The organism is Petrotoga sp. 9PWA.NaAc.5.4, from assembly GCF_002895485.1.
Classification (GTDB): Bacteria; Thermotogota; Thermotogae; order Petrotogales; family Petrotogaceae; genus AZRK01.
This window is the reverse complement of the sequence record NZ_AZRK01000001.1, coordinates 156,033-182,083: the sequence shown is the minus strand read 5'-3', so window position 1 is coordinate 182,083 and position 26,051 is coordinate 156,033. Positions and strand designations below refer to the sequence as shown.

22 protein-coding genes are annotated in these 26,051 nt (G+C 30.1%); 10 read left to right on the top strand and 12 right to left on the bottom strand.

Annotation, left to right across the window (positions count from 1 at the left end; genetic code table 11):
- Positions 1–81: 81 nt before the first annotated feature.
- The 7 genes from X924_RS00835 to X924_RS00805 all read left to right on the top strand — a co-directional run bounded on the left by X924_RS00835 (position 82) and on the right by X924_RS00805 (position 8,846).
- Positions 82–1,185 (top strand): Gfo/Idh/MocA family protein, encoded by a 1,104-nt coding sequence (locus X924_RS00835; RefSeq protein ID WP_121957050.1) that lies wholly within the window; start codon positions 82–84, stop codon positions 1,183–1,185.
- Position 1,186: 1 nt separating this feature from the next.
- Positions 1,187–2,566, top strand: a complete 1,380-nt coding sequence (locus X924_RS00830; RefSeq protein WP_121957049.1) for an ADP-ribosylglycohydrolase family protein — start codon at positions 1,187–1,189, stop codon at positions 2,564–2,566.
- 138 nt (positions 2,567–2,704) lie between these two features.
- Positions 2,705–3,700 (top strand): BMP family protein, encoded by a 996-nt coding sequence (locus X924_RS00825; RefSeq protein WP_121957048.1) that lies wholly within the window; start codon positions 2,705–2,707, stop codon positions 3,698–3,700.
- A gap of 23 nt (positions 3,701–3,723) precedes the next feature.
- The gene (locus tag X924_RS00820; protein ID WP_121957047.1) at positions 3,724–5,238 is read left to right on the top strand and encodes an ABC transporter ATP-binding protein; all 1,515 of its coding nucleotides are present in this window, start codon (positions 3,724–3,726) and stop codon (positions 5,236–5,238) included.
- Positions 5,235–6,290: an ABC transporter permease gene (locus X924_RS00815; RefSeq protein ID WP_121957046.1), complete on the top strand. Its 1,056-nt coding sequence runs from the start codon at positions 5,235–5,237 to the stop codon at positions 6,288–6,290. Before X924_RS00820 ends, X924_RS00815 begins: the two co-directional genes overlap by 4 nt.
- Positions 6,283–7,188 carry an ABC transporter permease gene (locus X924_RS00810; protein WP_121957045.1) on the top strand — a complete coding sequence of 302 codons (906 nt, stop codon included), beginning with the start codon at positions 6,283–6,285 and terminating at the stop codon, positions 7,186–7,188. Before X924_RS00815 ends, X924_RS00810 begins: the two co-directional genes overlap by 8 nt.
- 62 nt (positions 7,189–7,250) lie before the next feature.
- Complete coding sequence (locus tag X924_RS00805; protein WP_158245268.1) at positions 7,251–8,846, top strand: hypothetical protein; 1,596 nt, start codon at positions 7,251–7,253, stop codon at positions 8,844–8,846.
- A 44-nt stretch (positions 8,847–8,890) separates the two neighbouring features.
- Here X924_RS00805 and uvrA read toward each other — a convergent pair whose 3' ends face one another.
- From uvrA to X924_RS00775, 6 genes are all read right to left on the bottom strand, one after another.
- On the bottom strand, positions 8,891–11,731 hold the full coding sequence (uvrA, locus tag X924_RS00800; protein WP_121957043.1) for an excinuclease ABC subunit UvrA: 2,841 nt from the start codon (positions 11,729–11,731) through the stop codon (positions 8,891–8,893).
- 123 nt (positions 11,732–11,854) lie between these two features.
- Complete coding sequence (locus X924_RS00795) at positions 11,855–12,625, bottom strand: inositol monophosphatase (RefSeq protein WP_121957042.1); 771 nt, start codon at positions 12,623–12,625, stop codon at positions 11,855–11,857.
- Between the two features lie 321 nt (positions 12,626–12,946).
- On the bottom strand, positions 12,947–14,653 hold the full coding sequence (locus X924_RS00790) for a penicillin-binding transpeptidase domain-containing protein (protein ID WP_121957041.1): 1,707 nt from the start codon (positions 14,651–14,653) through the stop codon (positions 12,947–12,949).
- A complete protein-coding gene (locus X924_RS00785) occupies positions 14,640–15,056 on the bottom strand; it encodes a hypothetical protein (RefSeq protein ID WP_121957040.1) in 417 nt (138 codons plus the stop codon). The genes X924_RS00790 and X924_RS00785 overlap by 14 nt, the downstream gene beginning before the upstream one ends.
- A gap of 50 nt (positions 15,057–15,106) precedes the next feature.
- Positions 15,107–15,775, bottom strand: a complete 669-nt coding sequence (locus X924_RS00780; RefSeq protein WP_121957039.1) for a hypothetical protein — start codon at positions 15,773–15,775, stop codon at positions 15,107–15,109.
- Between the two features lie 13 nt (positions 15,776–15,788).
- Complete coding sequence (locus X924_RS00775) at positions 15,789–16,808, bottom strand: rod shape-determining protein (RefSeq protein WP_121957038.1); 1,020 nt, start codon at positions 16,806–16,808, stop codon at positions 15,789–15,791.
- 193 nt (positions 16,809–17,001) lie between these two features.
- Here X924_RS00775 and X924_RS00770 point away from each other — a divergent pair, with 193 nt between their 5' ends.
- The 3 genes from X924_RS00770 to speE all read left to right on the top strand — a co-directional run bounded on the left by X924_RS00770 (position 17,002) and on the right by speE (position 19,010).
- Positions 17,002–17,538 carry a helix-turn-helix domain-containing protein gene (locus tag X924_RS00770; protein ID WP_121957037.1) on the top strand — a complete coding sequence of 179 codons (537 nt, stop codon included), beginning with the start codon at positions 17,002–17,004 and terminating at the stop codon, positions 17,536–17,538.
- Positions 17,539–17,739: 201 nt separating this feature from the next.
- The gene (gene speD, locus X924_RS00765) at positions 17,740–18,138 is read left to right on the top strand and encodes an adenosylmethionine decarboxylase (RefSeq protein ID WP_121957036.1); all 399 of its coding nucleotides are present in this window, start codon (positions 17,740–17,742) and stop codon (positions 18,136–18,138) included.
- On the top strand, positions 18,135–19,010 hold the full coding sequence (speE, locus tag X924_RS00760; RefSeq protein WP_121957035.1) for a polyamine aminopropyltransferase: 876 nt from the start codon (positions 18,135–18,137) through the stop codon (positions 19,008–19,010). Before speD ends, speE begins: the two co-directional genes overlap by 4 nt.
- Before the next feature lie 108 nt (positions 19,011–19,118).
- Here the strand turns inward: speE and X924_RS00755 are convergent, their stop codons facing one another.
- The 6 genes from X924_RS00755 to X924_RS00730 form a co-directional block, all read right to left on the bottom strand.
- Positions 19,119–20,930, bottom strand: a complete 1,812-nt coding sequence (locus X924_RS00755; RefSeq protein WP_121957034.1) for a metallophosphoesterase family protein — start codon at positions 20,928–20,930, stop codon at positions 19,119–19,121.
- A gap of 153 nt (positions 20,931–21,083) precedes the next feature.
- Positions 21,084–22,094, bottom strand: coding sequence for a radical SAM protein (locus X924_RS00750; protein WP_369826002.1), 1,011 nt, complete (start codon positions 22,092–22,094; stop codon positions 21,084–21,086).
- Positions 22,069–22,920, bottom strand: a complete 852-nt coding sequence (locus X924_RS00745; RefSeq protein WP_121957032.1) for a hypothetical protein — start codon at positions 22,918–22,920, stop codon at positions 22,069–22,071. Before X924_RS00745 ends, X924_RS00750 begins: the two co-directional genes overlap by 26 nt.
- 35 nt (positions 22,921–22,955) lie before the next feature.
- Positions 22,956–24,341: a DNA polymerase III subunit gamma/tau gene (gene dnaX, locus X924_RS00740; RefSeq protein ID WP_121957031.1), complete on the bottom strand. Its 1,386-nt coding sequence runs from the start codon at positions 24,339–24,341 to the stop codon at positions 22,956–22,958.
- Between the two features lie 252 nt (positions 24,342–24,593).
- Positions 24,594–25,223 carry a YigZ family protein gene (locus X924_RS00735; protein ID WP_121957030.1) on the bottom strand — a complete coding sequence of 210 codons (630 nt, stop codon included), beginning with the start codon at positions 25,221–25,223 and terminating at the stop codon, positions 24,594–24,596.
- Positions 25,224–25,247: 24 nt separating this feature from the next.
- Positions 25,248–26,051: an S-adenosyl-l-methionine hydroxide adenosyltransferase family protein gene (locus tag X924_RS00730; protein WP_158245267.1), complete on the bottom strand. Its 804-nt coding sequence runs from the start codon at positions 26,049–26,051 to the stop codon at positions 25,248–25,250.

The window sequence follows — 26,051 nt, the reverse complement described above, 5'->3', positions numbered from 1 at the left end:
TTAAAAAAATATGTTTAATCATGGTATAATGGTACACAATAAAATAAGGTTTAGAAGTATATATTAAAAAGGAGAATAATTATGGCAAAAGAGCTGACATATGGAATGGTTGGAGGAGCTATTGGGTCTATGATTGGAGAAACTCATAGAAATGCAATATTGTTAGATGGAAGAGCAAAAATAGTAGCTGGTTGTTTTTCTAGAAATTTTGATAAAACGTTAAAAACTGGTAAAAGGTGGGGTATAAAGAAAGATCGCTTATACAAGGATTATATAGAAATGGTGGAAGCAGAGAGTACCAGAAAGAAAAAAATAGATTTTGTTGTTATTACAACTACTAATAACACACATTATGAAATTGCAAAAGTCTTTTTAGAAAAAGGCATAAATGTTGTTTGCGATAAGCCATTAACAACTACTTTAAAAGAAGCACAAGAACTTAAAAAATTAGCTGACGAAAATAATTTATTGTTATGTGTGACTTACTCATATGTGGGTTATCCAATTATATCGATAGCTAAACAAGTCGTAGAAAACGAAGAGATAGGAGAAATAAGGTTTATTAATGTTCAATACTTTCAAGGTTGGTTGGCAAAGCCCATAGAATATGAAAATAGTCAAGCCCAATGGAGGCTTGATCCTAATAAATCAGGGTTAGCCAATACTACTGCAGATATTGGAAGCCATGTTGAAAATATGGTTTCGTATGTAACAGGAAAAGAAATAGATTCATTATGTGCCAGATTAGACACTTTCGTAAAGTCAAGGCAGTTGGAAGATAATGTCAGTGTTTTAATAAACTATAAAGGTGGGGCTACTGGTATATACTGTATGTCTCAAATTGCGATTGGTGAAAACAATAATTTTGGTTTTTCTATATATGGTTCTAAAGGCACTTTAAAATGGAATTTTAAAGAACCTAATAAACTTATTGTTTTATTTGAAGATAGTACTAAAATAATAGAAAAGGATGCTCAATTCGTAGAAGATACGAATATAGGTTTCAAAAATACATATTCGTTATTTATAACAGATTTAATAAGCAAAAAAAATGGAGAAGATATCAATAACAATAACTGTCATTTTCAAAGTGTTAATGCAGGAGTAAGGGGAATGAAGTTCATAGAAAAATGCGTAGAAAGTTCTAAAAAGGGATCTGTTTGGGTTTCTTTAGGAGGTGAATAAGTTGAAAGCTTGGCAAAATGAGTTAGAAAGAAGAAAGAAGGCGAAACCATTAATTTCTAAATCTCAAGATTGGCAACATATGGAAGAAATGAATATATTTCCAGAAGATTTATTATTATCTTATTGGGATAGTAGAGTACCTGGTTCTTATGCTCCAGAATCTCTCATAGTAGGAGCTGTCCAGTCTGTTGAAAATATGGGGAGAGACGTTTCATCGGCAGAAAAACTTTTAGAAAAAGGATTTGAATATCTAAAAGCAAAGAATCTATTGCAATTAAAGGCAATAACAAGTGAAATTTTCTTTTTGTTATCTAAAGCTAAGCAGATTGAAAGCCATGATTATAAAAATTTTGAAAGACCTCTAACCTGGGAAGAAGTTTCCGAAAAATTCTCCAAGGAAAAATATAATTTGTGTGAAAATTTTGATATTATAAAAGATAAAATTTATGGGGGATGGTTGGGACAACTTGCAGGTGCTTCTATGGGTACAAAGCTTGAAGGTTACACGCACGATGCTTTAGAAGAAGCTTACGGAGATCAATTAGGTAACTACATAGGGGAAGTTTCTACTATAAACGATGATATAACTTATGAACTAATTTTTTTAAAAACATATGAGGAAAAAAAACAAGGAATTACTTCAAATGATATTGCCAAAAACTGGATAGCGTACATACCTTTTGGTTGGAGTGCTGAATTGGTAGCTCTTGAAAATATAAAAAGAGGAATATTTCCTCCTGAATCAGGATATTTCAACAATCCTTTTCAAGAGTGGATAGGGTCTCAAATGCGCTGTATGGTTCACGGATTATTGTGTCCAGGAAATCCTTATGAAGCTTCCAGATTAGCTTTTATTGATTCACAAGTTTCTCATAGTGGGAATGGTGTTTATGGGGGTATAAATAGTGCAGTTATGACTTCTTTGGCATTTATTGAAAATGATCCCAAAAAGATTGTTCAAAAATCTTTAGATTTCATACCAAATAACAGTGAATTCAAAAAAAATGTAGAAAATGTAGTAAAATATTGTCGAGAAAATGAAGATTGGGTATATGTATTAAAGTTAGTGGAAAAAGATTTTGAAAAATATAACTGGGTGCATTTATATCCAAATACTGCAGCGGTAATTACTTCGTTATGGTATGGTAATGGAGATTTTAATAAAACTATGAAGATAGTATCATCTTTTGGATACGATGTAGATTGTAATGCAGGTGAAATTGGAACAATTTTGGGGATTATTTATGGAAAAGAAAATATTCCGGCGTATTGGTCTGAACCTTTAAGAGATACACTGCAAACATATTTACCATCTTTTCATAAAATAAAAATAAATGATTTATCAGAGTGGCAAATTCATCTTATTTTTCCATATCTTTAGAGACAATTAAACTAGGGATTTTCTTCGTAGACTTAATCAAAATTTGATAGTTATATTTGAAAGTTTTTTAACGAAGGCAAAATATGAATTTTAAAATTTTTAAAGTGGGTACAATCTATTACACGAGGAGGTATCAGTATGAAAAAGTATGTATTTATTTTCGTCTTAGTTGTAATCTTTTCTTTCACAATTTTTGCAGCGCCTAAAAAAGTAGCTTACGTAATAAATGGTTCATTGGGTGATCAATCATTTTACGATTCAGGTTATGCTGGCATTCAAAAGTTGAAAGAGGATTATGGAATTGAAGCAAGGGTAATCGAATGTAACTTTGATCCTTCTTTGTATTATCCCGGCTTGATGAATGCGGCAAGATGGGCTGATATTGTATTTGTAATTTCATATGGTTTTGAAGAAGAATTAAAAACTATAGCGCAGATGTTTCCGAGTAAGATTTTTGTTAATATAGATACGGTAGTTGAAGACCCGCAAGGAATTATTTCAAATGTGGACTATGTAGAAGAAGAAGGCGCTTTCATGGCTGGTGTAGTAGCCGGATTAGTAACGACTATGACAGAACTACCTGGAATAAATCCAGACAAATTAATAGGAGCTGTAGGTGGTGACGACGATATAGTAATTAGGTCTTTTGTGTATGGATACGAACAAGGAGCGAAATATGTTGATCCCGAAATTCAAGTCAAGACGATTTATGTTGGTACGTGGGACGATCCTGTAAAAGGTAAGCAAGCGGCTTTACAACTTTATTCTCAAGGAGTAGATGTTATATTTCAAATTGCAAGTTTAACCGGGGTTGGAGTTTTACAAGCTGCTCAAGAAGTAGGTAAATATGCAATTGGTGTTGATACCAATCAGAATTCCTTGGCTCCCGGACATGTTATCACCAGTGATTTAAAAGAAGTAGGAAAATCTATTGAACTTGTTTTCAAAGATATAATAGAAGGAAATTACAAACCTGGATCTTTGTACAAACTGGGTTTAAAAGAAGGTGCGGTTGGATTAGCTATAGATGAATATACTTACCAAATACTTTCCGAAGAAACAGTAAATAAAATATTGGAAATTCAACAAGACGTTATAGAAGGGAAAATAGAAGTTAAAGAGTATAGAGAATAATTAAAACTGCAAGGAGATCTTATATGGCTTATATAGAAATGAAAGATATATATAAGGTTTATCCTCCAGATGTTTTAGCTTTAGAAGGAGTGAATTTCTCTTTAGAAAAAGGAGAAATTCACTCTCTTGTTGGTGAAAATGGTGCCGGGAAAAGTACTTTAATGAAAATTCTTTATGGAATGGTGCCTCTCTCAAAAGGAAAGATTTTTATAAACAATAAAGAGCAAAAAATACATAATCCATTTATAGCAATAGAATTAGGTATTGGCATGGTTCATCAAGAGTTTATGCTCATACCTTCATTTAAAGTCTATGAAAATGTTATTTTAGGGAGCGAAGAAACAAAAGTTTTAGGAGTTATAGATAAGAATAAGATTTTAAAAAATTTAGAAGATGTAAAAAAAAGATATAATTTTGATGTAGATTTGTATGCTCCTACATCTACTTTGTCGGTAGCTGCGCAGCAAAAGGTAGAAATTTTAAAGCTTTTATACAGGGAAGTAGATGTCCTTATATTCGACGAACCTACCGCTGTTTTAACTCCACAAGAAACTGAGCAGTTTTTTAAAGAAATAAAAAATATGAAAAAAATGGGTAAGACTATAGTTTTTATAAGTCATAAGTTAGACGAAGTTTTAAAAGTTTCGGACAGAATTACAGTTATGAGAAAAGGGAAAGTTATTGCAACTTTAGAAAACAAAAATTTATCAAAAAATGAGTTAGCAAGAATGATGGTGGAAAAAGAGGTTCTTTTTAATTTAGAAAAGAAAGTTATAGAACCTGGAGAGATAATCTTTAAAGCGGAAAGTTTGACTACAAATTCAAAAAAGCAAAGCTCTTCTACTTTAAAAGACGTTAATATTTTTGTAAGATCAGGGGAAATAGTTGGAATTGCTGGAGTGGAAGGGAATGGTCAATTAGAACTTGTAAAATGTATAATAGGAGAAATTTTACCTGAAAAAGGTAAGATTCTGATTGGTAATCGTGATGTAACAAATATTAGCATAAGAGAAAGAAGACTTTTAATAGGTTATATACCTGCTGATAGGAAAAATTATGGTTTAGCTTTAAATGCTAATTTAGTTGAGAACTTCTCTATGACTCACCATTTAGGAGATAAGATTTCAAGGAATAAGTATACAATCAATTGGAAAAAGGCTAAGAATTTTTCAAATGATCTTGTATCAAATTACAATATACTGGTGAGAAGTATAAACGACATACCAAAAAATCTTTCGGGAGGAAATCAACAAAAGATAATTGTTGCAAGAGAATTTAGTTTAGAAGCTCCATTTTTGCTTCTTGATCAACCAACAAGAGGATTAGATGTTGCTTCAACTGAATATGTACATAGTGTAATTTTGCAAATGAAAGAACAAGGAAAAGCCATTTTACTTATTTCTGCTGATTTAGATGAACTTTTATCTTTGAGCGACAGATTGTATGTTATAAGAAACGGAGAAATGGTATCGCAATTAGATCCAAATTTAAATTCAAAAGAAGAAGTTGGTGAATATATGCTCGGAGGTAGATCGTGAAAAGTTTAAATAAGGTTATGACAGGGTTAATCGGAATTACTATTTCTTTTCTTATTGGAGCAATTTTAATAAAGATACAAGGGAATTCTCCCTTGCTTGCGTACAAAGCTCTGTATGATTATGGTTTTGCTTCTTGGTTTTCACTTTCTTCAACATTGAACAACGCAACACCTTTAATATTAACTGGAATGGCTGCAGCAATTGCTTTTAGTTCTAATGTAACTAATCTTGGAGAACCTGGCCAATTAATTGTAGGAGCTTTAATTGCTGCTCTTTTAGGATATTATATTAATCTTCCTGGTTGGTTAGGAATTATTGTTATTTTGGTAGTATCTGGAATAGTTGGTGGGCTATACGGCGCTATAGCTGGGGTACTAAAAAAATATTACAAGATGGACGAATTCATAACTACTTTGATGCTGAATTTCATAGCAGATTATTTAACTTTGTATCTTGCGACTTATCCTTTTTTAGACAAAAAATCTTATGTTCCAGCCACTCACATGATAAAAAGAGAATACTTTTTACCCGTATTGTCTGGATTAAATTCTTCTTTTTTTATTGCGGTTATTATGATTGTTATTTCGTTTTTTGTTTCTAAATATCTAAAAATAGGTTATGAATGGAGAATGATGGGATATAATGCTAATTTTTCAAAAGTCGGTGGGTGTAATAATGAAAATAATGTAATTTGGGTGATGTTTTACACAGGATTTTTATCTGGTTTAGCTGGAGCACTTTTAATATTAGGTGGAACACAACATAGATTTATGAAGGGTATAGGGGCTAATTATGGATGGGACGGAGTCATGTTAGCTATAGTTGGAGGAAATGGAGTAATTGAAACCTCTATTTTTGCTGTTTTTTTTGGATTTTTAAAAGCAGGTGGTATGGGAATGGAGTTTGAAATTTCAATTCCTTCTGAATTCATAATGGTTTTACAAGCTATAATAGTTCTTTTGGTTGTGTCTACAAGAAGTACTATATCTTATTATGGAAATAGAATTAAAGCATACAGTAAAACAAAAAAGGTTGTGAAAGTTGATGAATAATATAATAATCTCATTGATAAGAGATAGCTTTAGCAGCGCTACTCCAATACTTCTTGCGGCTTTAGGAGGGACCTTTACTTTTTATGCTAATGTTTTTAACATAGCTATGGAAGGTATGATGTTAATTGGTGCGTTCTTTGCAGTTTTAGGTAGTTATTTTTTTCAAAGTTGGTTCATGGGAATATTATTTGCTTTAATTTCTGGCACAATAGCAGCCTTAATTTTTTCTTTATTTGCATTGTATCTTAAAACAGATGAATTTTTGACAGGAATAGGAATAAATATGCTAGCCTTAGGTGGAACAACTTATCTTTTGAGGAATATTTTTAGCGTTAAAGGGGCATTTGTTTCACCACAGATTCAGACTATGCCTAAGTGGGATATTCCCATTTTAAGAAATATTCCGATTTTGAATGAAATTTTAAATAATCATCCTTTTATTGTTTATATTACTATAATTTTAGCTATCTTGATTGACCTGATAATATTTCATACAAAATTTGGTTTAAGAATTAGAGCAACTGGAGAGGACGAAGAAACTGCCAGATCTTTGGGGATCAATCCAGATAAAATAAAATTTGTATCAATATTACTCTCAGGTATTCTTTCATCAGCAGCTGGTACCTTTTTGTCATTAGGTTATGTCACACTTTTCAGTGAAAATATGTCTAATGGAAGAGGATGGATTTCATTAGCTATGATTGTTTTGGTGAGAGGTAGACCTTTGGGAATACTTTTAATATCTTTAATATTTGGTTTTTTTGAAAGTTCGGCTTTTAGCTTACAACACTATAATATTCCATCACAAATAACTTCTATGATACCTTATATAGTAACATTAGTCGCTTTATTTATATATAGTTTAAACAATATGAAAAAAGAAGGTAACGAAGCATAATTTATATATGTTATAATTAAAACAGTTTTCTATAATTTGAAGGATAAAATATGGGGGTAATTATGGAAGAATTAAAGTTGCTTTTAAAGTATTCTTACAAAAATAAAGTTCGCCCAACTAAGAATAAAAGAGGTAAAGAAATACATCAAGGATTAATATCAACTTTAATAAGTTATTTGATTTTACCTATTATTTTTTTGGCTGTGATGATGCCCACGTTAATACTGACATTAAACAGTATGAATTTAAATGTTCCTCTAAGCCAATTAGGATTAAATTTAAATCATACGCTTTTAGATTTGTTATTTGCTCCTTCTTTTTTACTTGTTAGTGCCTTATTCATTTTGCAGTATTCACCTTTACTCGTTACTACTTTGTACGATAACGATATGACAGATTTACTTCTTTCTATGCCTATAAAACGATCTTCATTATTTTTTTCTGCTTCAATAGATAGTTTCATTATGTCGGGAGTAGGAACAGGTGCTTTCTTTTCTATGACGATCTCTTATTCCATTTTGAGTGGCTCAAATATTTTTTTTGCAGTAATATCAATAATTGGATTTTTACTTTTTGTAATATCAATCTCTCTTTTTTTAGGGTTAGTTATGTCTTTTTTCATAAGAAAAACATCAGCTAAACGAATAGCTCAATTAATATATTTTATAGGATTTATTTTTATGGTGTTACTGCCACAGTTTTTACCGAGTATAATAACTGATAATCCTGAAGATATGATAGAACTTTTAGAGAACAATATGAAAGTATTTTTGAATCCTATTTGGCCACATGTTCATTTTTTAAACGCATTGGATGGTAATGTTTTTTCTCTAATTTTTCTATATGTTTTATCCTTTCTTCTTTTCTACTGTATTTATAGGTATTCAAATAATCTTGATTTTACGGTTGCACGAAAAAAATCAAAAAGAATTAAAGTTCAGAAGGTTAAAGTTAGTAGATGGCCTATTATTGAAAAAGACAGAAAATTGTTGTTTAGGAATTCTCAATTACTGTTTATGATGCTTTATCCTTTGATATTCCCTTTTATTTTTATATTTACCGGCATGCAAAATTTGAGTTACATTGCTATATTTTTTCTGTTAATTTCAGGTACGTATACTTCTTTAACATCTGCTTATATGTTAATTGAAGAGCTAAAAATTTGGCCTATTCCTAAACTATTCCCTTTTTCAGCAAGAACTTTGGTTAATTCCAAAATTTTACTTTCAACCTCAATTTTTACATTGGAATTCATAATAATTTTAATTGTTATTTCTGTCATATTTGGTTTTAATATTTTTGATGTCTTTTTAATTATTCCAACGATAATATTATTATATTATAGTTCTTTATTTGGGGCAAGGTTATTCTTATCTAATCCGAAAAGAGACCTTTCGCAAAGCAACAAAGTTTTTACAGGGAAAGAGACACTTATTTTAGAACTAATTACAATGGGTTATGCAGCTGCAATTTTTGGGTTGTTAGCTTTTTATAATTTTATGCTTAATCAAGGCCCTGTATGGATTTTTAAGAATTTAGGTATGCCTTTAACCTCTCTAATTATTTTAGGAGGAACAGTTGTTTTAATACTTATAATAATTAGGTCGATAAAGAAAGAGCAAGAAAAAATCAATAAATTTTTAGAAATTATAGAATGAAAAACATTCAAGATGTAAATCTGAATGTTTTTCATTAATACGAATTATAATTCTTTGCTTTTTTCTAAAACTTTTTGTAAATAATATCCTGTGTAAGAGCCACTTTCTGCAATTTCTTCAGGAGTTCCAACAGCTACAATCTTCCCTCCGTTTTCTCCACCTTCTGGTCCAAGGTCTATTATATAATCAGCATTTTTTATTACATCTAATTCGTGTTCTATAACTATAACCGTGTTTCCTTTTTCTACCAATAGATTTAGTACCTTTATCAATTTTCGTATATCCTCAAAATGTAACCCCGTTGTTGGCTCATCAAGTATATAAACCGTGTTACCTGTTGATTTTTTTCTCAATTCAGAAGTTAATTTTATTCTTTGGGCTTCTCCACCTGAAAGCGTAGTAGCAGGCTGGCCTAATCTGATATATCCTAAACCGACATCTTGCAGAAGTTTTAAAACATTGAATATCAAAGGAAGATTTTTGAAAAATTCTGCAGCTTCATCTACTGTCATATCTAAAACATCTGCGATGTTTTTTCCTTTGTAAGTTACTTTTAAAGTTTCTTTATTGTATCTTTTGCCCTTACATACATCACATGTGACATATACATCAGGTAGGAATTGCATTTCTATTTTTAAAACTCCGTGTCCCTTACAAGCTTCACACCTTCCACCTTTAACATTGAAACTGAATCTACCTTTGTCATAACCTCTCAACTTAGCTTCAGGAGTTTCAGCAAAAATTTCTCTAATATAGTCAAAAACACCTGTATAAGTTGCTGGGTTGCTTCTTGGTGTTCTTCCAATTGGACTTTGATCTATAGAAATTACGCTGTCGATATTTTCTAAACCCTCAATTTTTTCGTAAATACCTGGTCTAACTTTTGAGTTATATAAAGTTTTTTGTAAAGCTGGGTAAAGAGTATCCATTATTAAAGAAGACTTTCCAGATCCGGAAACACCAGTTACCACAACAAACTTTCCTAATGGTATCTCGACACTGATGTTTTTTAAATTATTGTGAGAAGCTCCTATTATTTTTAAAGAAGCATTTTTAATTATTCTATTTTTTTCTAAGATCTCTATTCTTTTTTCTCCTGTTAAATATTTACCTGTTAGAGAATTCCCGGGATTTGTCAACAGTTTTTTTGTTTCACCTTGGTAGATGACTTTACCACCGTTTACTCCAGCACCAGGCCCCAAATCAATAATATAATTGCTTGATCTAATTACATTTTCATCATGCTCAACTACAATAACAGTGTTATCTAAGTCTCTAAGTTTTTCTAGTGTATTAATTAACCTGTCGTTATCTCTTTGATGAAGACCTATTGTTGGCTCATCTAATACATATGTAACTCCTGTAAGGCCAGAACCTATTTGAGTTGCTAACCGTACTCTTTGAGATTCTCCTCCCGATAAAGTTGTAGCATTTCTTCCAAGTGTTAAATATTCGAGCCCAACGTCAAGTAAAAACGTTAATCTTCTTTTTATTTCTCTTAAAAGTTCTTGAGCTACTTCCATCTCAAAATCACTTAATTTTAAGGTGTCAAAAAATATTTTTAGATGGTAAATAGGCATTTCTGTTAATTCATAGATATTGTAACCAGATATTCTTACACTTAGAGCTTCTTCTCTTAAACGTTTACCTTCACAGGTTTGACATGTTTTTTGAATCATAAAATTTTTCTCTATCCATTCTTTGATGTCTCTTGACTCTGTTTCACGGTATCTTCTTTCATACCAGTTTGCCATACCTTCAAATTCTCTTGTAAAATCAAAAGATTCACCATTTTTTTTAGAAAAGGAAAAATCTATTTCTTTATCTGTTCCATATAATAAAGCGTTCAAAACTTTACTTGGCATATCTATCAATCTTTTTGAAGGATCTTCTCCTAAACTTTTTACAACTTCTTTCATCAAATTAACCATAAAGGTGTCTTTTCCCATATTTAGAACAGCACCATCTTCCAAAGATTTTTGAACATCAAATATATAATCTGGTTCTACTTCGAGTTTAAAACCTAATCCATGGCATTCAGGACAAGCACCATAGGGACTATTAAATGAAAATAATTTGGGATTTATTTCAGGAAAGCTGTAACCGCACTTGGGACAAGCTAAATTTTCCGAAAAGATTTGGGAAAAAAGAGTTTTTTCATTTTTGTCAACTTCTCTAATTTCAACAAACCCCTCTCCTTCTTTTAAGGCTAATTCCACAGCTTCATATATTCTTTCAAAATTGTCTTTTCTCAATTTGACTCTATCTATTAGAAGATTTATATTATGCCTGATTGTTTTTGCAAGAGATTCTATTTCATCGAGATCGTATATAACACCATCTACTTCTATCCTTTTAAATCCCGATATTTTCATATTATGAATCTCTTTTTTGAATTCACCTTTCTTTTCTTTAGCTATAGGAGAAAAAATATGCAACCTTGATTCTTCTTGGAAGTTTTTATAAATACTATCAACAATTTCATCAACGGTTGAACTTTCCAAAGGAATCCCACATTTTGGACAAAAGGCTTTTCCTACTCTTGCAAACAAAACTCTGATGTAATCATAAATTTCAGTTATAGTTCCTACAGTTGAACGAGGATTATGGCTAACAGACTTTTGTTCAATTGCAATAGCAGGGGATAATCCTTCTATATATTCAACATCAGGTTTTTTCAAATTACCTAAAAATTGTCTTGCATATGAAGAAATAGATTCTAAGTATCTTCTTTGCCCTTCTGCATAAATAGTATCCAATGCCAACGTTGATTTTCCTGAACCAGAAAGGCCTGTTATCACTGTTAGTGTGTTTTTTGGAATTTCAACATCAATATTTTTTAAATTATGTTCTCTTGCACCTTTTATTCGAATCCATCTGTCCATATAAACCTCCGAAAACTTTCTTTTTTCATTATCATTTTTCTTTTTCCATTATACTACTAAATAATTAATTCTTTAAGAAGCTATCTTTTACTTTTAGGGCAGAAAGTTAAAAGCAAAAATCTTTTAATTTTCTATCTTACCTACAATATCAACTAATTTTTCGGATATATATGGATTGCAAAAAACCGAATTTGAACAAAATATATCGGTATTTTCACCTTTGAAACTTAGTATTTTTCCACCTGCTTCTTTTAAAATTAGATATCCAGCTGCTACATCCCATGGATGAGAACCAATAGAGATAAAGGCATCTAAAAATCCTGAAGCTACATATCCAATTTGTAAAGCGGCTGTTCCAAACAATCGAATTCTCATGACCTTTTCTTCTAAAGCCTTAAAGTAGAGATGAGTTTTTCCACGTTTATTACCCATAGAAAGCATTGCATTGTCAAAACTTTTACTCCAATGTGGATTAAGTCTTTCATCATTTAAATATGCACCCTTACTTTTTTGAGCAAAATAAAAAAGGTTCATAAAAGGTGCATATAATATTCCTAAGGTGGGGTCTCCTTTTTCAACATAAGCTACAGAAATACAATGCTCTGGTAAGCCACGTGAAAAATTTACAGTTCCATCAATGGGATCTATTACCCAATATTTATCTTCAGTTGGTATTGAAGAATAACTAGATTCTTCTGCTAAGAAATAATTATTAGAAAAGGTTTTATTGATTTCATTTATTAAGTATTCTTGAACTTGATAATCTACATCTGTCACAAGATCAGTTCTTGATTTTTTGGAATTAACTTTAAAGCCCTCTAAGCTCCACTGCTTTAATTTTTCTCCTGCAGATAAAACTATTTTTTTTATTTCTTCGATTTCTTTATTTAACAATTAATCTCACCTCTATTATTTTAAAATACTGTCTTTAAAAATTTCAAAACTTGAATGTTATAATACTTTTTAGAATTTTCAATCTTAATATGAGCATTGGGAAAGAAGGTGAAACAATGAATGAAGTTGATTATGCTTCAAAAATCATAGCTAAACTTTTGAAAAAAATTCTTCAAGTTTTAAACGAAGAAAGAATAATTGAATTTATATAAGGAAATATGAATTCTATTAAATTAACAGAAAAGGCAAACGCTATTCTATAAGAATTTTTAAAGGACGAAATTTTTAATAAGTTAAAAGAGTATTTTTCAAATTCTTAATTTAAAAATAACTTTCTATTAAATCATCTAATACTTTCCTTGCTATTGGAGCAGCTTTTGTAGATCCCATACCACCATTTTCTACAAAAACTACAATTGAGTATTGAGGATTGTTTGCTGGTAAAAAGCCTGCAAACCAGGAATGAGAAAGTTTGCCGCCTCCCACTTCCGCAGTACCTGTTTTTCCTGCTACCGTTAAAGGGAAATCTTTAAAAGATTCATAGGCAGTTCCTTGATCGCTTGAATCTTTTCCTTGATAGGTAGTAACTTTAATCATGCCTTCATAGATATATTTCAGATAGTCTTCTTCCATTTTATAAGAATTCTTTAGGATTGGATTTTTTTCCATCAATACATTGCCAAAAGTATCCTGTGCTTTTTGAAATAGATGAAATTCATAATAATCTCCTTTAGTAGCAAAAATATTATACATTCTGAGAACTTGTGCAGGAGTCATATTTATATAAGCCTGACCAATATAGCTTAGTAACGTTTCTCCAGGATACCATACATTTCCATAATTTTCAGCTTTCCACTGTGGACCAGGGAAAAGACCAATTTTTTCGTTGGGAATTTCTATCCCAGTTTTATCTACCAAATCAAACTTATCGGCATAGTCTACCAAATATTCTATACCCAATTGCTCTCCTAACCAATAATAATAGCTATTTACAGACGCAGTTAAAGATTTTACCAAATTAGTTTCACCATGGCCCAATACATTCCAGTCATAATAAGATGCAATTACTCTACCATCGGAATTTTTTAAATCGTACCTTCCTGTGGAATAAATAGTTTTATCTGGAGATATACCTGCCTCAAGAGCAACGTATGCAATAAAAGGTTTAATTATGGAACCTGGTGGATAGGATGCAGAAATAGCTCTATTAATCAAAGGTTTGTTTCGATCATTCAAGATTCTTTGAAATTCTAAGGTAGTCATTCCTTGGGAAAAAAGATTAGGATTTGGTGAAGGGTAACTCACTAATACAAGAATTTCTCCTGTATTTGGATTTGAAAGCAAAATTGTGCCTGTATTGTTTGTTTCTTTCAAATAATTATAAGCTTTTATTTGTAAATCTATATCCAGAGTTAAGTATATATCATGGCCTTTTATTGAAGGACTTTTTGTTATAGTATTTGTTTTACCTTGATTTGATGAAATGTTTATCATATTAAATCCTACTTTACCACTCAATAATTCGTCGTATACCAGTTCTAAACCAGTTCTTGCATTTCCCTCATTGTCTACATATCCTAAAATATGATATAGAGATTCATGTGCATATTTTCTAATATACTTTTCTTGTACTTTAAGATTTTTGTCTATATTTGCAATTTTTTGAGCCACAATTGAGTTTATATCTAAGGTGGCTTTTTTTTGAAAATTCAATCTATCTATTACACTATAAGGGTTGTCTAAAACATCCTTTAATATCATATAGAGTTCTTTTTCGGTTTTTTCTGATAATGGGCCGTTAATGTTATCTATTCTGTATACCTTTTCATCCCATGCCAATAATTTACCGTTTCTATCATATATATTACCTCTTTGCGGCACTTCTGTTGTTATTCTGGTACCTAAGTTTTGAACTTCTATCGTATACTTTTCCCAGTTAACGATTTGTATTTGAAAGGCTCTTAGAAATAATAACGATATACTAATTATGAAAATATAGAATAAAAGTTTAGCTCTATTCTCTTTCATAAAGTATATACCTCATATTCAAAAAGTACAGTATTAATATTATAATAATATCTATTAAAAAAGAATAATAAGAAGAAGTTATAAAGCTTAAAAATATTGAAAAAGTTGCAGAATAAAGGTTAACTTTTATAAAAGACATTCTTAAATTTTTTAAAAGATAATTGAAAACTAAAAGTATTAAGAAAAACATAATAGCGAATAGTCCTAAATCAAAACGCGTCCCAAAATATAAAATCGTATACAAAAAAGTAAAAAATAAACTTTGTACTTCCGATTTTTCAAGTGCTAATACATAAACAATAACTACTGGAAAAAGAAAAAAAAGAGTTTCTCCTACCCACCTGTCAAAAGAGGATACAAATATTGCTAAAAATATATAAAAAAAAATTTTAACATATTCCATTAAGGTTCACCCACGCAATTTTTCTAAATCAATAAAAGGTTTTTTATTGTTTAAAATGGGAAAAAATATACTAAAAAATTTTTACTCTTTATAGGTTCAAATAAATACATTTCTCCAAATTTAGAAACAATATTTCCAATCAATATACCATTTTTGTTTTCATCCTTGATTTTTGTTATATAAGACGGAAATTCAATTTGTAGTATTTCTTCTGGAATTGTATAATTGTCCGGAATTTCGGCAAATAAGTTACCCCTATGTTCTCTAACTAAGACATCAACGTTACCAATTTTTCCAAAAAAACTTCCATTTCCCCATCCTAACTTCCGTACTAAAATTCTATTGGAATAAATTTCCTCTACGAAACCAAGCAAAATGCCGGTTTCGTCAACAACTATGTAATTTTTCTTAACATCTTCGGAGTTAGCTATTACTGTTAAATTTCTGTTAGTTTCTTTCGAAATTATGCCGTAAGGAATCGTAAAATCAACGTTTTTAGGATCTTTGCTTTCAATTATGAAAATTTGTTGTTTTTCAAAGGATTTTACAGTATTTTGAAATTGTTCTGAGTTAAATTTTCTCGATTCAATATGTGTTTGTAAATGTGAAAACAAAAAATCAAAAGGAAACATTATATAATTTAAAATATTTCCTAATCCTTGAAAAATATTAAATATAATACTCACAAAAACTAAAACTAATAAGAATAAAAGTTGCATATTTCTCATATTTTTATTTATTTTGGTAAAGACTTTTTAAAATATTTACTTTATCTAGAACCATTCCCGCTCCCCTTGCAACGCAAGTTGTTGGGTCATCTGCAATTACTACTCTAATTAAAACTTCTGTTTCTATCAATTCTTTAAGCCCCTTAATCATTGCTCCACCCCCTGCTAAAAATATGCCTCTATTTACAATATCATATAGTAATTCAGGAGGAGTTTCTTCAATAGCAATTTTTATATTTTCTATTATTTTTGAAATGGCTGGTTTCATTGCTTGCCTTATTTCGTAACCAGTAATATGAATGGTTTTTGGTAAACCAGTTAAAACATCTAAACCAATTACTTCCATTGCAAGTTTGTCGTATTCACTACTTTCAAAAACGTTTCCTATTTCAATTTTAATCTTTTCGGAAGTTTTTTCACCTACTATAATATTATATCGATTCTTAATGAAATCCATAATTGCTTGGTCCATTTGATCACCAGCTACTCTTATGGATTTAGATACTACAATATTTCCAAGTGAAATTACGGCAATTTCTGTGGTACCTCCACCTATATCAACTATCATATTTCCAGTAGGTTCTTCAATGTCTAATCCAGCTCCAATAGCAGTAGCCATAGCTTCTTCTATTAAAAATGCTTTACCAGCACCTGCATCGATGGCAGCTTCTCTTAAAGCACCTCTTTCCACTTCTGTGGCATCTGTTGGTATACCTATGACAACAACCGGTTTTAGGACATTAAAACCACCAAGCGATGCATTAATAAAATATTTTAACATGGTTACAGCAACATTATAATCTGCTATTACTCCCTCTTTTAAAGGTCTTATTGCTACAATATTGGCGGGAGTTTTACCAATCATTTTTTTTGCTTCTATTCCAACATGAAGAATTTCTTGAGTATCTTTGTTTATAGCAATTACAGAAGGTTCGTTCAAAACAATTCCTTTTCCTTTTATGTATACTAAGGTGTTGGCAGTTCCCAGATCAATACCCAGGTAACTTCTAACGTAGGATCTCATATAAAAAAACTCCTCCTTAAATTACCATTGTTTTTGCTTTTGCATTTCCTATATATTTTAGTATAACACATAAAAAAATTTTTGAAGTTTTTGAAACATAAATTTAAATTAATATAATTGACAATGCTAAAAGGAAAAGTATATAATATTAAACGGTTTGTTTAATATAATATCCATTTTTGGAGGAACTTCTATGAAGATTGGGGAAAAAATAAAAAGTTTAAGAATAATGAGGAATATGACTCAAGAAGAATTAGCTGTTAAATCAGATTTAACGAGAGGATTTATCTCACAGGTAGAAAGAGATTTAACTTCACCCACGTTAGAAAACTTAGAAATGATTCTTAGAGCACTTGGAACAGATTTAAAAGATTTTTTTTCAAATCTTGAGAATAAAGAAAAAGTAGTATTTACTAAAGAAGATAGGATACCGATATATGATACTCCCGAAGGAGTTTACGAAGAATTACTTTTAACGGCAAGCGAACCTAAAAATATAGAACCATCTTTGATAATATTGGATCCATGTAAAGCAACAAAAGTTGAAAAATCACATGAAGGAATAGAATTTGGTTATGTAATCGAAGGTGAAATAGAACTTTATCTCAATAAAGAGGTATACATTGTCGATAGCGAGGAATGTTTTTTCTATTCTTCAAATAGAAAACATTTCATCAAAAACAAGAGCAAAACGAAAAAAGCAAAAGTTATCTGGATAGAAATATATTAAGATAGGGACTTTAAAAATAAGAATTCTCCAAAAATAATCTTTTAAATTTGTAAAGGGATCAGGGCAGAGTCCTCTCCCATATTCAAAGAAATAGAGAATATCTCAAAATTAGAATTGTGTAGATATTTTATAAATATTTAAACTATAAAATTTTTATAAAATTTGATATTTAGAATTTCTAAAGCGAAGGAGGAGTGAGAGATGGCAAAATCTTTAGGAAGACATTTAATAGCAGAATTGTATGAATGTGATGAAGAAATTTTGAATAGTGTAGAAGAAATAGAATATTATATGAAGGAAGCGGCTATTAAATCAGGGGCAACAATTGTAACTTCGACTTTTCATAGATTTTTGCCTCACGGCATTAGTGGTGCGGTAATAGTTTCAGAATCCCATTTAGCTATTCATACATGGCCTGAATATAAGTATGCATCAGTTGATATTTATACTTGTGGTGAATCTGTAAATCCTTGGATAGCCTTTGAATATTTAAAGGAAGCTTTTAAATCTAAAAGACAAGATGTTTCTGAGTACAAAAGAGGGATTTTTGAAGCTATAGGTATTTCGGAAAATTCTTTACATAAGGTTGAGGTGAAATGATATTGTCAAATAAAGAAAAATTTCCACACGTTTTTTTTAATGAATATGACAAAGTTAATAGATGTGGAGTTTTCACTGAAATTGATAGAATCATATATTCTGAAGAAACTCCTTATCAAAATATTGATATTTATGAAACTCCCGCTTTTGGAAAGTTGTTTGCTTTAGATGGAGTTATTATGACAAGAGATTTGGATGAATATATTTATCATGAAATGATCTCTCACGTTCCTCTGTTTTTGCATAGAGAACCTAAAAATGTATTGGTAATTGGTGGAGGAGATGGCGGAACAGTTAGAGAAGTTTTAAAACATCCTTCAGTTGAAAAAGTTATGCTTTGTGAAATTGATAAAACAGTAATCGAAGCTGCTAAAAAGTATTTGACAAATATTTCATATGAATTAAATAATCCAAAAGTAGAAATATATTATGAAGATGGAAGTAAGTTTGTTTCTAATTTTACAAATTACTTTGATGTAATAATAGTAGATTCCACCGATCCTATGGAAGGAGAAGGAAAGAGTCTTTTTACGAAAGACTTTTATAGACATTGCTTTGAAGCTCTTAAAGAAGACGGCGTATTTTCGGCAGAAACCGAAGAACCTTTTTTAAAAAAAGAATGGATGGTTAAAGCTTATAATCTTATAAAATCAGTATTTAATATTACTAAATTATACATGGGATATGTTCCACAATATCAACCCGGTGTGTGGACGTGGACTTTTGCCTCGAAAAATATAGATCCTATTAAGGATTTTGATTCTCAAAAGGTAAGAAATTTTGAAAAAGAATTAAAATATTATAACGAAGAAATTCATGTGGCTTCATTTTCTCTTCCAAACTTTGTAAAAAGAATGATCCAAGAAATTTAAAAAGCATAAAGATAAAAAATAAAGCTTCGCATGTTTCTGCGAAGCTTTTTAAGTACGAAGACATAAATTTAACGATAATCTTTTTATTGAAGAAAGACGCCTAAATATTTATTTAGAAGCGGGTTCTAAAGTTATGGTTAGTTTATCGCTTCTAACTGTTTTTTCTTTATTTGAAGCTTCAACCCAAACTTTTACTGTTTTATTTTCTTGAGGCATCTTTTTAACCGTTACAACGCCATCATTTGAAACATTGATAAATTCTTCTGAATCAGTTTTATAACTTACGTTGAAAGATGAAAGATTCAATTCGTTTTCCAAATAATCTTTTCCTCTAACGTTAATCTTAGCTGATTGATCAATTTTAGTAAATTTGTTTGTGGTTAAAGATACAGCTAATCTTTTTAATTGAGGAGTAGTATATTCTATCCCCTTAGAAACTCCATCTCTTTGGACTGTTAAACTATCGTAAAGAAAAGTATCTTTAAGAATTGTATTAGTATTACTATCAAACCCTGTAAAATAAGCTTCTAACTTAATTTGATTGGGTGATATTGTTACAGCAACAAAGGTTGGATATCGTATATAATTTGGATCTACTCCATCTAAATCGTCGTTTGTACAAGGTCCTAATGGATTTAGTGGATGACCTGCTGGCAAAGAAGAATTGAGATCAAGGAAACCAAAATCAGGAGAAATAGGATCATTTTCATCTATCCATTCGTTGCTGGTAATTGGAGCATAGAATTTTAAAGTACTTCCTGTAGTAGCAACATAATGAAGTGGAGCATGATCAGGTTGAGGAGCAGCATATATTCTATCGTAAACTTTTATTGTTACATCTTCTTTTGTTCCATCTTCCTTTACAAAACCTCTGCTCATAACATGGTCGTGACCTGATAATACAACGTCTACTCCTAATCTCGCTAAAACTGAACTCCAATATTTTCTACTTGCTACGACATCACTGTCATCTAAATGATTTGCGCCAGTGTAGATTGGTTTATGCCATCCTACTATAGTCCATTGACCTAAAGCTTTTGCTTCAGCTACTTCCTTTTTTAGAAATTCAGTTTGAGCAAATTGTTGTTGAGAATCCAAAACATTATATTGAGTATTGAGTATAATAAAGCGAGCTGGTCCATATGAAAATGCGTACGTTAATGGTACACCTTCAACTTCACTGTCCCAAGTAAAATGGCTTGTAATTCCTCCGATTCCAGCATTCGCACCGTCATGATTTCCCATTGTGGCCGCTACAGGTAATTCTTGAATAAGATTTCCATCGAACTTTGTGTTGTATTGAGCATTGCCTGGTTGGTTGAAAAAACTTTCCCATTGGCCTTCATCATTTGCTGTGTTCGTTAAATCACCAGCTATATATATAAATTCTGCATTTGGATACATTTCTTTTGCAATATCTTGTATAGCATGCCAGCCTTTTGCATGTGCACCACTCATTTGAGGATCTGCAAAGTAAAGAAATGTAAACTCTTCGTTACTTACCTGAGCAGTTTTAAAACTCTTTACTTCACTCATAGCTTCCTCAACACCCACGCGATAATTGTATTCTGTACCTGGTTTCAAGTTGTAAATGGTAGCCGAATAGAAATTTTTTTCTTTTACACCAGGTATTGTTGAATTTATTACTTCTCTTTTCTCAACGTTTGCACAAAAAGTTTTTGCTGTACTTTCATCTGTACCTTTTTCCCAAACTAATACTTTTGGATTAGTTAACGAAGTATTTAGTGTTGTCCAGTTTATGTTTATATTGGTTTGTGGGTTACTTGTCATAGCTAAACCTATCTGCCTTGGTGTAGTTGTTTCATCTAAATCAATAGTTGAGACTAAAGGTGCTTCACCAAAAGTTATAGCAAACAAAGAAAGTAAAACAAAAAACAGCGATAAAAATTTCTTTTTCACAAAAAACACCTCCTCTATTTTTGATTACATAAATATGATATCTAAGTATTATAAAAATAAAATTAATCATTATTAAGCTATATAAAGAATAGTTAGCAAAAATAAAATAAGAGCAACCGTATAAATGTTGCTCTTATTGTTTGATATTACCTATCAAATAATATATATTTTTATATCTTTAATTCTTGTTTCTAACTGAGTTTTTATAAAATCTATCATCTGATTTTTTATTTCTTTAGGATAAGAAGCTACTTCTGCATCTGTTTGATAAGTATAAAACGCTATAGGTGAAAAAGAAAACTTTTTTAGTCTTTTCAAATAATTAGTAGGTATTCTAAAAGTTCCGATAGTTATTGCATTAACTTTTTCCAAGTCAACTTTCTTTGAAAGAGTATCAAAAAATTCCTGATATTCATTTTGCCAAGCATCTTTATCATAGATAACAGGATCGATAGCTAAGTTTATTTTCCATCCTAAATTGATAAGCTTTGAAACAGCGTTTAATCTTTTTTCTAAATTTGGGGTATTTTTTTCATATTTATCTATAATAGATTGAGGTAAGATACTCGAAGATATTATTAAATTCTTTATGGGTTGGCTGTAAAAAAATTTTTTAAAGGTAGAACTTTTGGTTCTAATCTCTATTGTAACTTTGGGGTTATGGTAAGCAAAATCCATCCAATCTTCCAAAAAATCTAAGATTCCGTCGAATAATAGTATATCTGAATCATAAGATATGCTTAAATAAATTTTTTTATCTTCAGCTGTTAATTGCTTTATTTCTCTAAAATAATCTTCTAAATTTACAAAAAATACGATATTAGAAGATAAGTTCATCCCTTTAAGATAACAATAATCACATTCAAATAAGCAATTCAGAATAAAATTAGTATAGTAGAAATTATCTTGATCAAAATCCTGACACATTCGGGAACCTTGATATATGAACTCATTTTGTTTTACAGCAATAATTAAAGATGGAGATATTTTTTGAATGGTAGGATTTTGATTTTTCCGTGAGAATAGTTCTTTATAATTATCTATGTAAACAACTTTACTTTGTTTGAACTTATTTAAAATTTCATAGGTTTTTTGATATTTTAAAGATTCTACTTCAACATATATATGAGAAAATATTTTATTTATAAAATTCATTTTTGACATTTTCAAAAATTATGTTCCTTTCATATTTATTTTTCGGGGTTATTTTCATATATTTTTCTAAAATTTTTAACGGGTCTATTTTTCTTGATTTTGCATAAAAATAGGCATTTTTAAGTTGTTCTTTTTGAGTAAAAGTGAGATTTAAGCATCTTGAAAAGTTTTCAATTATTTCTATATCTTTCTTTTGAATTAAAGGGAGATTTGATTTTAATAAGTAATGAATATTTTTTAGAAGTACAAAAATAGGTTCAATATTAGTTTCAATCAAACTCTTTATAAAATTTTTTGGCAGCTTTTTAACGTTAAGCTGGTTAATTTTATCAACATAATCAGAAACAAACTTTAAAACATATATTTGATGAGTGTACAGGAACTTTGAAGCAACTTGGAAAAAAGCAGAAGCTTCCATATCAACAAGATCCTCAAGGAACTCGTATTTTTGGTCTAAGGTGTATATGCTTTGAATAGTCCCTTCCTTTAGGGGATGTTCAATTAAAATGTCAGAATAGAAATTTTTTTTCGTTTCATAATCTTTTATCTTATTGCAAAGAACAGCTTCAGAGATCTTATACTTATCGTTTAAACTTCCACATATGCCTATATTAAAGATAAAATCTTCATAATTAAATATTGGGCTAATTATGTCCTTTAACAGATAAGAAGTAGCACCGGCTATATTAACTTTTCCTATACCAGAAATTGCTATTTTTACATTTTTACTTTCATCTTCATATATTTCAAAGGGTTTATCTGAAAGTTTTTTTAGAGATAGTTTATTTAAGAAAGGTTCTGCTTCTACTTTCATAGCAAACAGTAAGTATATCATTTATTTATCTACTCCAATTTGATTTAAGAGAGTAACTAAAAAAGAGGTTTTTCTTTATATTTAGGACTTTCTTCATATACTTTATAAATTTCAGGATTTTCTCCGGAAAAACTTATAGTGACCTCGTAAGCATCATCTATTAACAACGATATATTTACTTTCAATTCATCTATGTATTTCCTTAATATTTCATATTCTAATTTATGTTCTTGAGTAAAGTCGAAATTTACTCTATTTTCCTTTAATTGTATCTGTGAAGCTAATAAAGAAAAGTATATCGCAAGATTAGCCTTCTTTTCACGAGGAGCGCTAAAAAAATCTAGAACCTTTGATATTATAGGATTGTCAAATTTTCGTTCACCTTCATTAGAACGATAAGGAACTTTTTTAGCTTCGACATTATTTTCTTTTCTATTTTGGTTCATATAATTCATCAGTTCTACATCAAATACTATTCTTTTATTTTCACTGTATTTTAATTGTTTGGAGAGATCGTTGAACATTTTCATCAAGTAAATATCTTTTGTAGGATCTTTTCTTTCTTGAAAGTGTTCGAATAGATATTCTACAGATTCTTCTATTAAGACTTCTGGATCTTTCCCTATATTAAAAAGTTCTTGAGATAAATGTAAAAATTCATCAACATTATATGAGCTGACAACATCAATAAACTGAGTAATAAAACTTTCATCAAAGATTCCCAAAATATCTGTTATATCTTCAACAGTAATTTTACTTTCACCAAATTTTTCTACTTGTTCGAACATTGAAATAGCATCTCTCATACTTCCTTTGGCTTTTTTAGAAATGGTTTCTAATGCTTTTATTTCATATTCTATGTTTTCTAATTTTGCAATTCTTTTTAAACCCATTAGAATATCTTTGGGAGTTAAGTTTTTAAAATTTAAGAGCTGAGATCTTGATATAATTGTCTCAGGTACTTTTTCCAAATTAGTGGTAGCAAGAACAAATATAACGCGTGAAGGAGGTTCCTCTAACGTTTTTAAAAGGGCATTGAAAGCTTCTTTAGTTAACATATGAAATTCATCTATTATATAAACTTTGTATTTTCCATAGGCCGGTCGATAGTTGGTTGATTCTCTAATATTTCTTATTTCGTCTATGCCTCTATTTGAAGCAGCATCTAACTCAATTACATCCATAAAACTGTTTTTGTTTATAGAAACGCAATTTTCACATTCATTACAAGGGTTATATCCTTTAGGATTTTCACAATTTAATACTTTAGCCAAAATTCTCGCTGTTGTAGTTTTGCCAGTACCTCTTGGACCTGAAAATATATAAGCGTGAGAAACTTCATCTTTTTTTATGGCATTACTAAAATATCTTACAATATGGGATTGACCTATTATTTCATCGAATGTCATGGGCCTATATTTTCTATATAGGTTACTATTCATTAATCATCCTCCTAACATGAAACTTTATACTCACTTTAGAAATTTAAAACTTAAATTTTATCAATACTCTAATTTTTTGTTAACTATGAATTCTTTAACTTCTTCGTTACACGTAACGAAAGATATACCCCACCCTGCCTTCATCTTCGGCGAATTTGGCTTCTCAGAATGGGGATGGAACTTCGCTCTGAACCCATTGTAAATCAAATGTTCATTTTTTAAAATTATCATTTATGAAGTTTCTATGAAACTTTAAACAGATTGTTGAATCGGATAATCAGCCTTTTCTATAAAATCTAATTTTAAAATTCTATTTTTTAAAATATTCAAAATATTATTTTCATATTCTTCAGCTATTTTAAGTTTTAAAAAGACTATTTCTCCAAATTTCTGCTCTATAATTGAAACATTGGGATCTTTGCTGAACATTCTTTGTATATGCGAAAAATTACTGTAATCGCAATATATCTCATAAATTAGAAAGGGTTCATATGTAACTAATTGAGAATTTTTAATTACTTCTTCAGCCGCTTGTGAGTATGCATCTATTAAGCCTCTAATACCTAATTTTATTCCTCCAAAGTATCTTGTTACTACAATTGCAACATTGTACAAGTTATATTTTTCAATAACTCCTAAAATTCGCCTACCAGCAGTTCCTGAAGGTTCTTTGTTATCAGAATAATTAAAGAGTTCTCTCTCATTTTCATAAACTCTATAAGCCCAACAATTATGAGTAGCGTTTTTATATTTTTGATTGATATCTTTTATAAAATTATGGGCTTGAAATGTATTTTTTATTTGTAAGGCATTCGCTATAAATCGCGATTTTTCTATGATGATCGTAATTTCTTTAGAGTTTTCTATCGAAATGTACTTCATTTTGATTCTCTTTTGATATTTTATTCATAAGTATAAAATTATTTGTCCATCAAAATCTTCAGGGATATTGAAAACTTTTGAGGCATTACCTTGGTTGACAGCTATTTCATAGTAGCCAGAACTATCTAAATGAATTATCAAGTCACCCTTTCCGACTTCTGAATAGTTATTAACTAAAAATGCTTCTTTTTTTATGCCGTTGATTTCTACCTCAAAAAAACTTTTAGATGTGATTTTTGAAAGATACTTAGGAGTTAAATTAGTTTCTATGTTTCCAAAATCGTCTGAATAGAGATATTCAAAAATAAGCCTGTTATTTGTGATCTCGGGTTTTTTAATTTTGAATGTTTCTATATCTTCATATTCTATTTCTTTTCCAATTTCATTTAAAGTTATACCTTTATTAAGGTATGCTGCAACCGGTGCAAAAATATCTCTTCCATGAAATGTCAAAGATCTTTTTTTGTAATAATATTTTTCATTTGAAAGTTCAACAGCTTTTTTCAAACCAAATTCTTCAATTACCAAGCTGAATAAACCGTTGTCCGGTCCGACAAAAAAAAGGTTATTCTGAATGGTTTGTAGAGCTATAGGTTTTCTATTACTTCCAACAGTAGGGTCTACTACACATAAAAAAACAGTTTCCATTGGAAAATCAAAAGAAGCTCTATGTAAAATACATCCATATTTTTTGATATTAAAATGCCCTGCGCTATGAGTAATGTCTATTATTTCAGCATTTTCATTTATTTGTTTTATTACTGATTTAGTAACTCCTACATAGTATGAAGAAAGCCCCCAATCTGTTAAAAAGGCTATTTGTCTCAA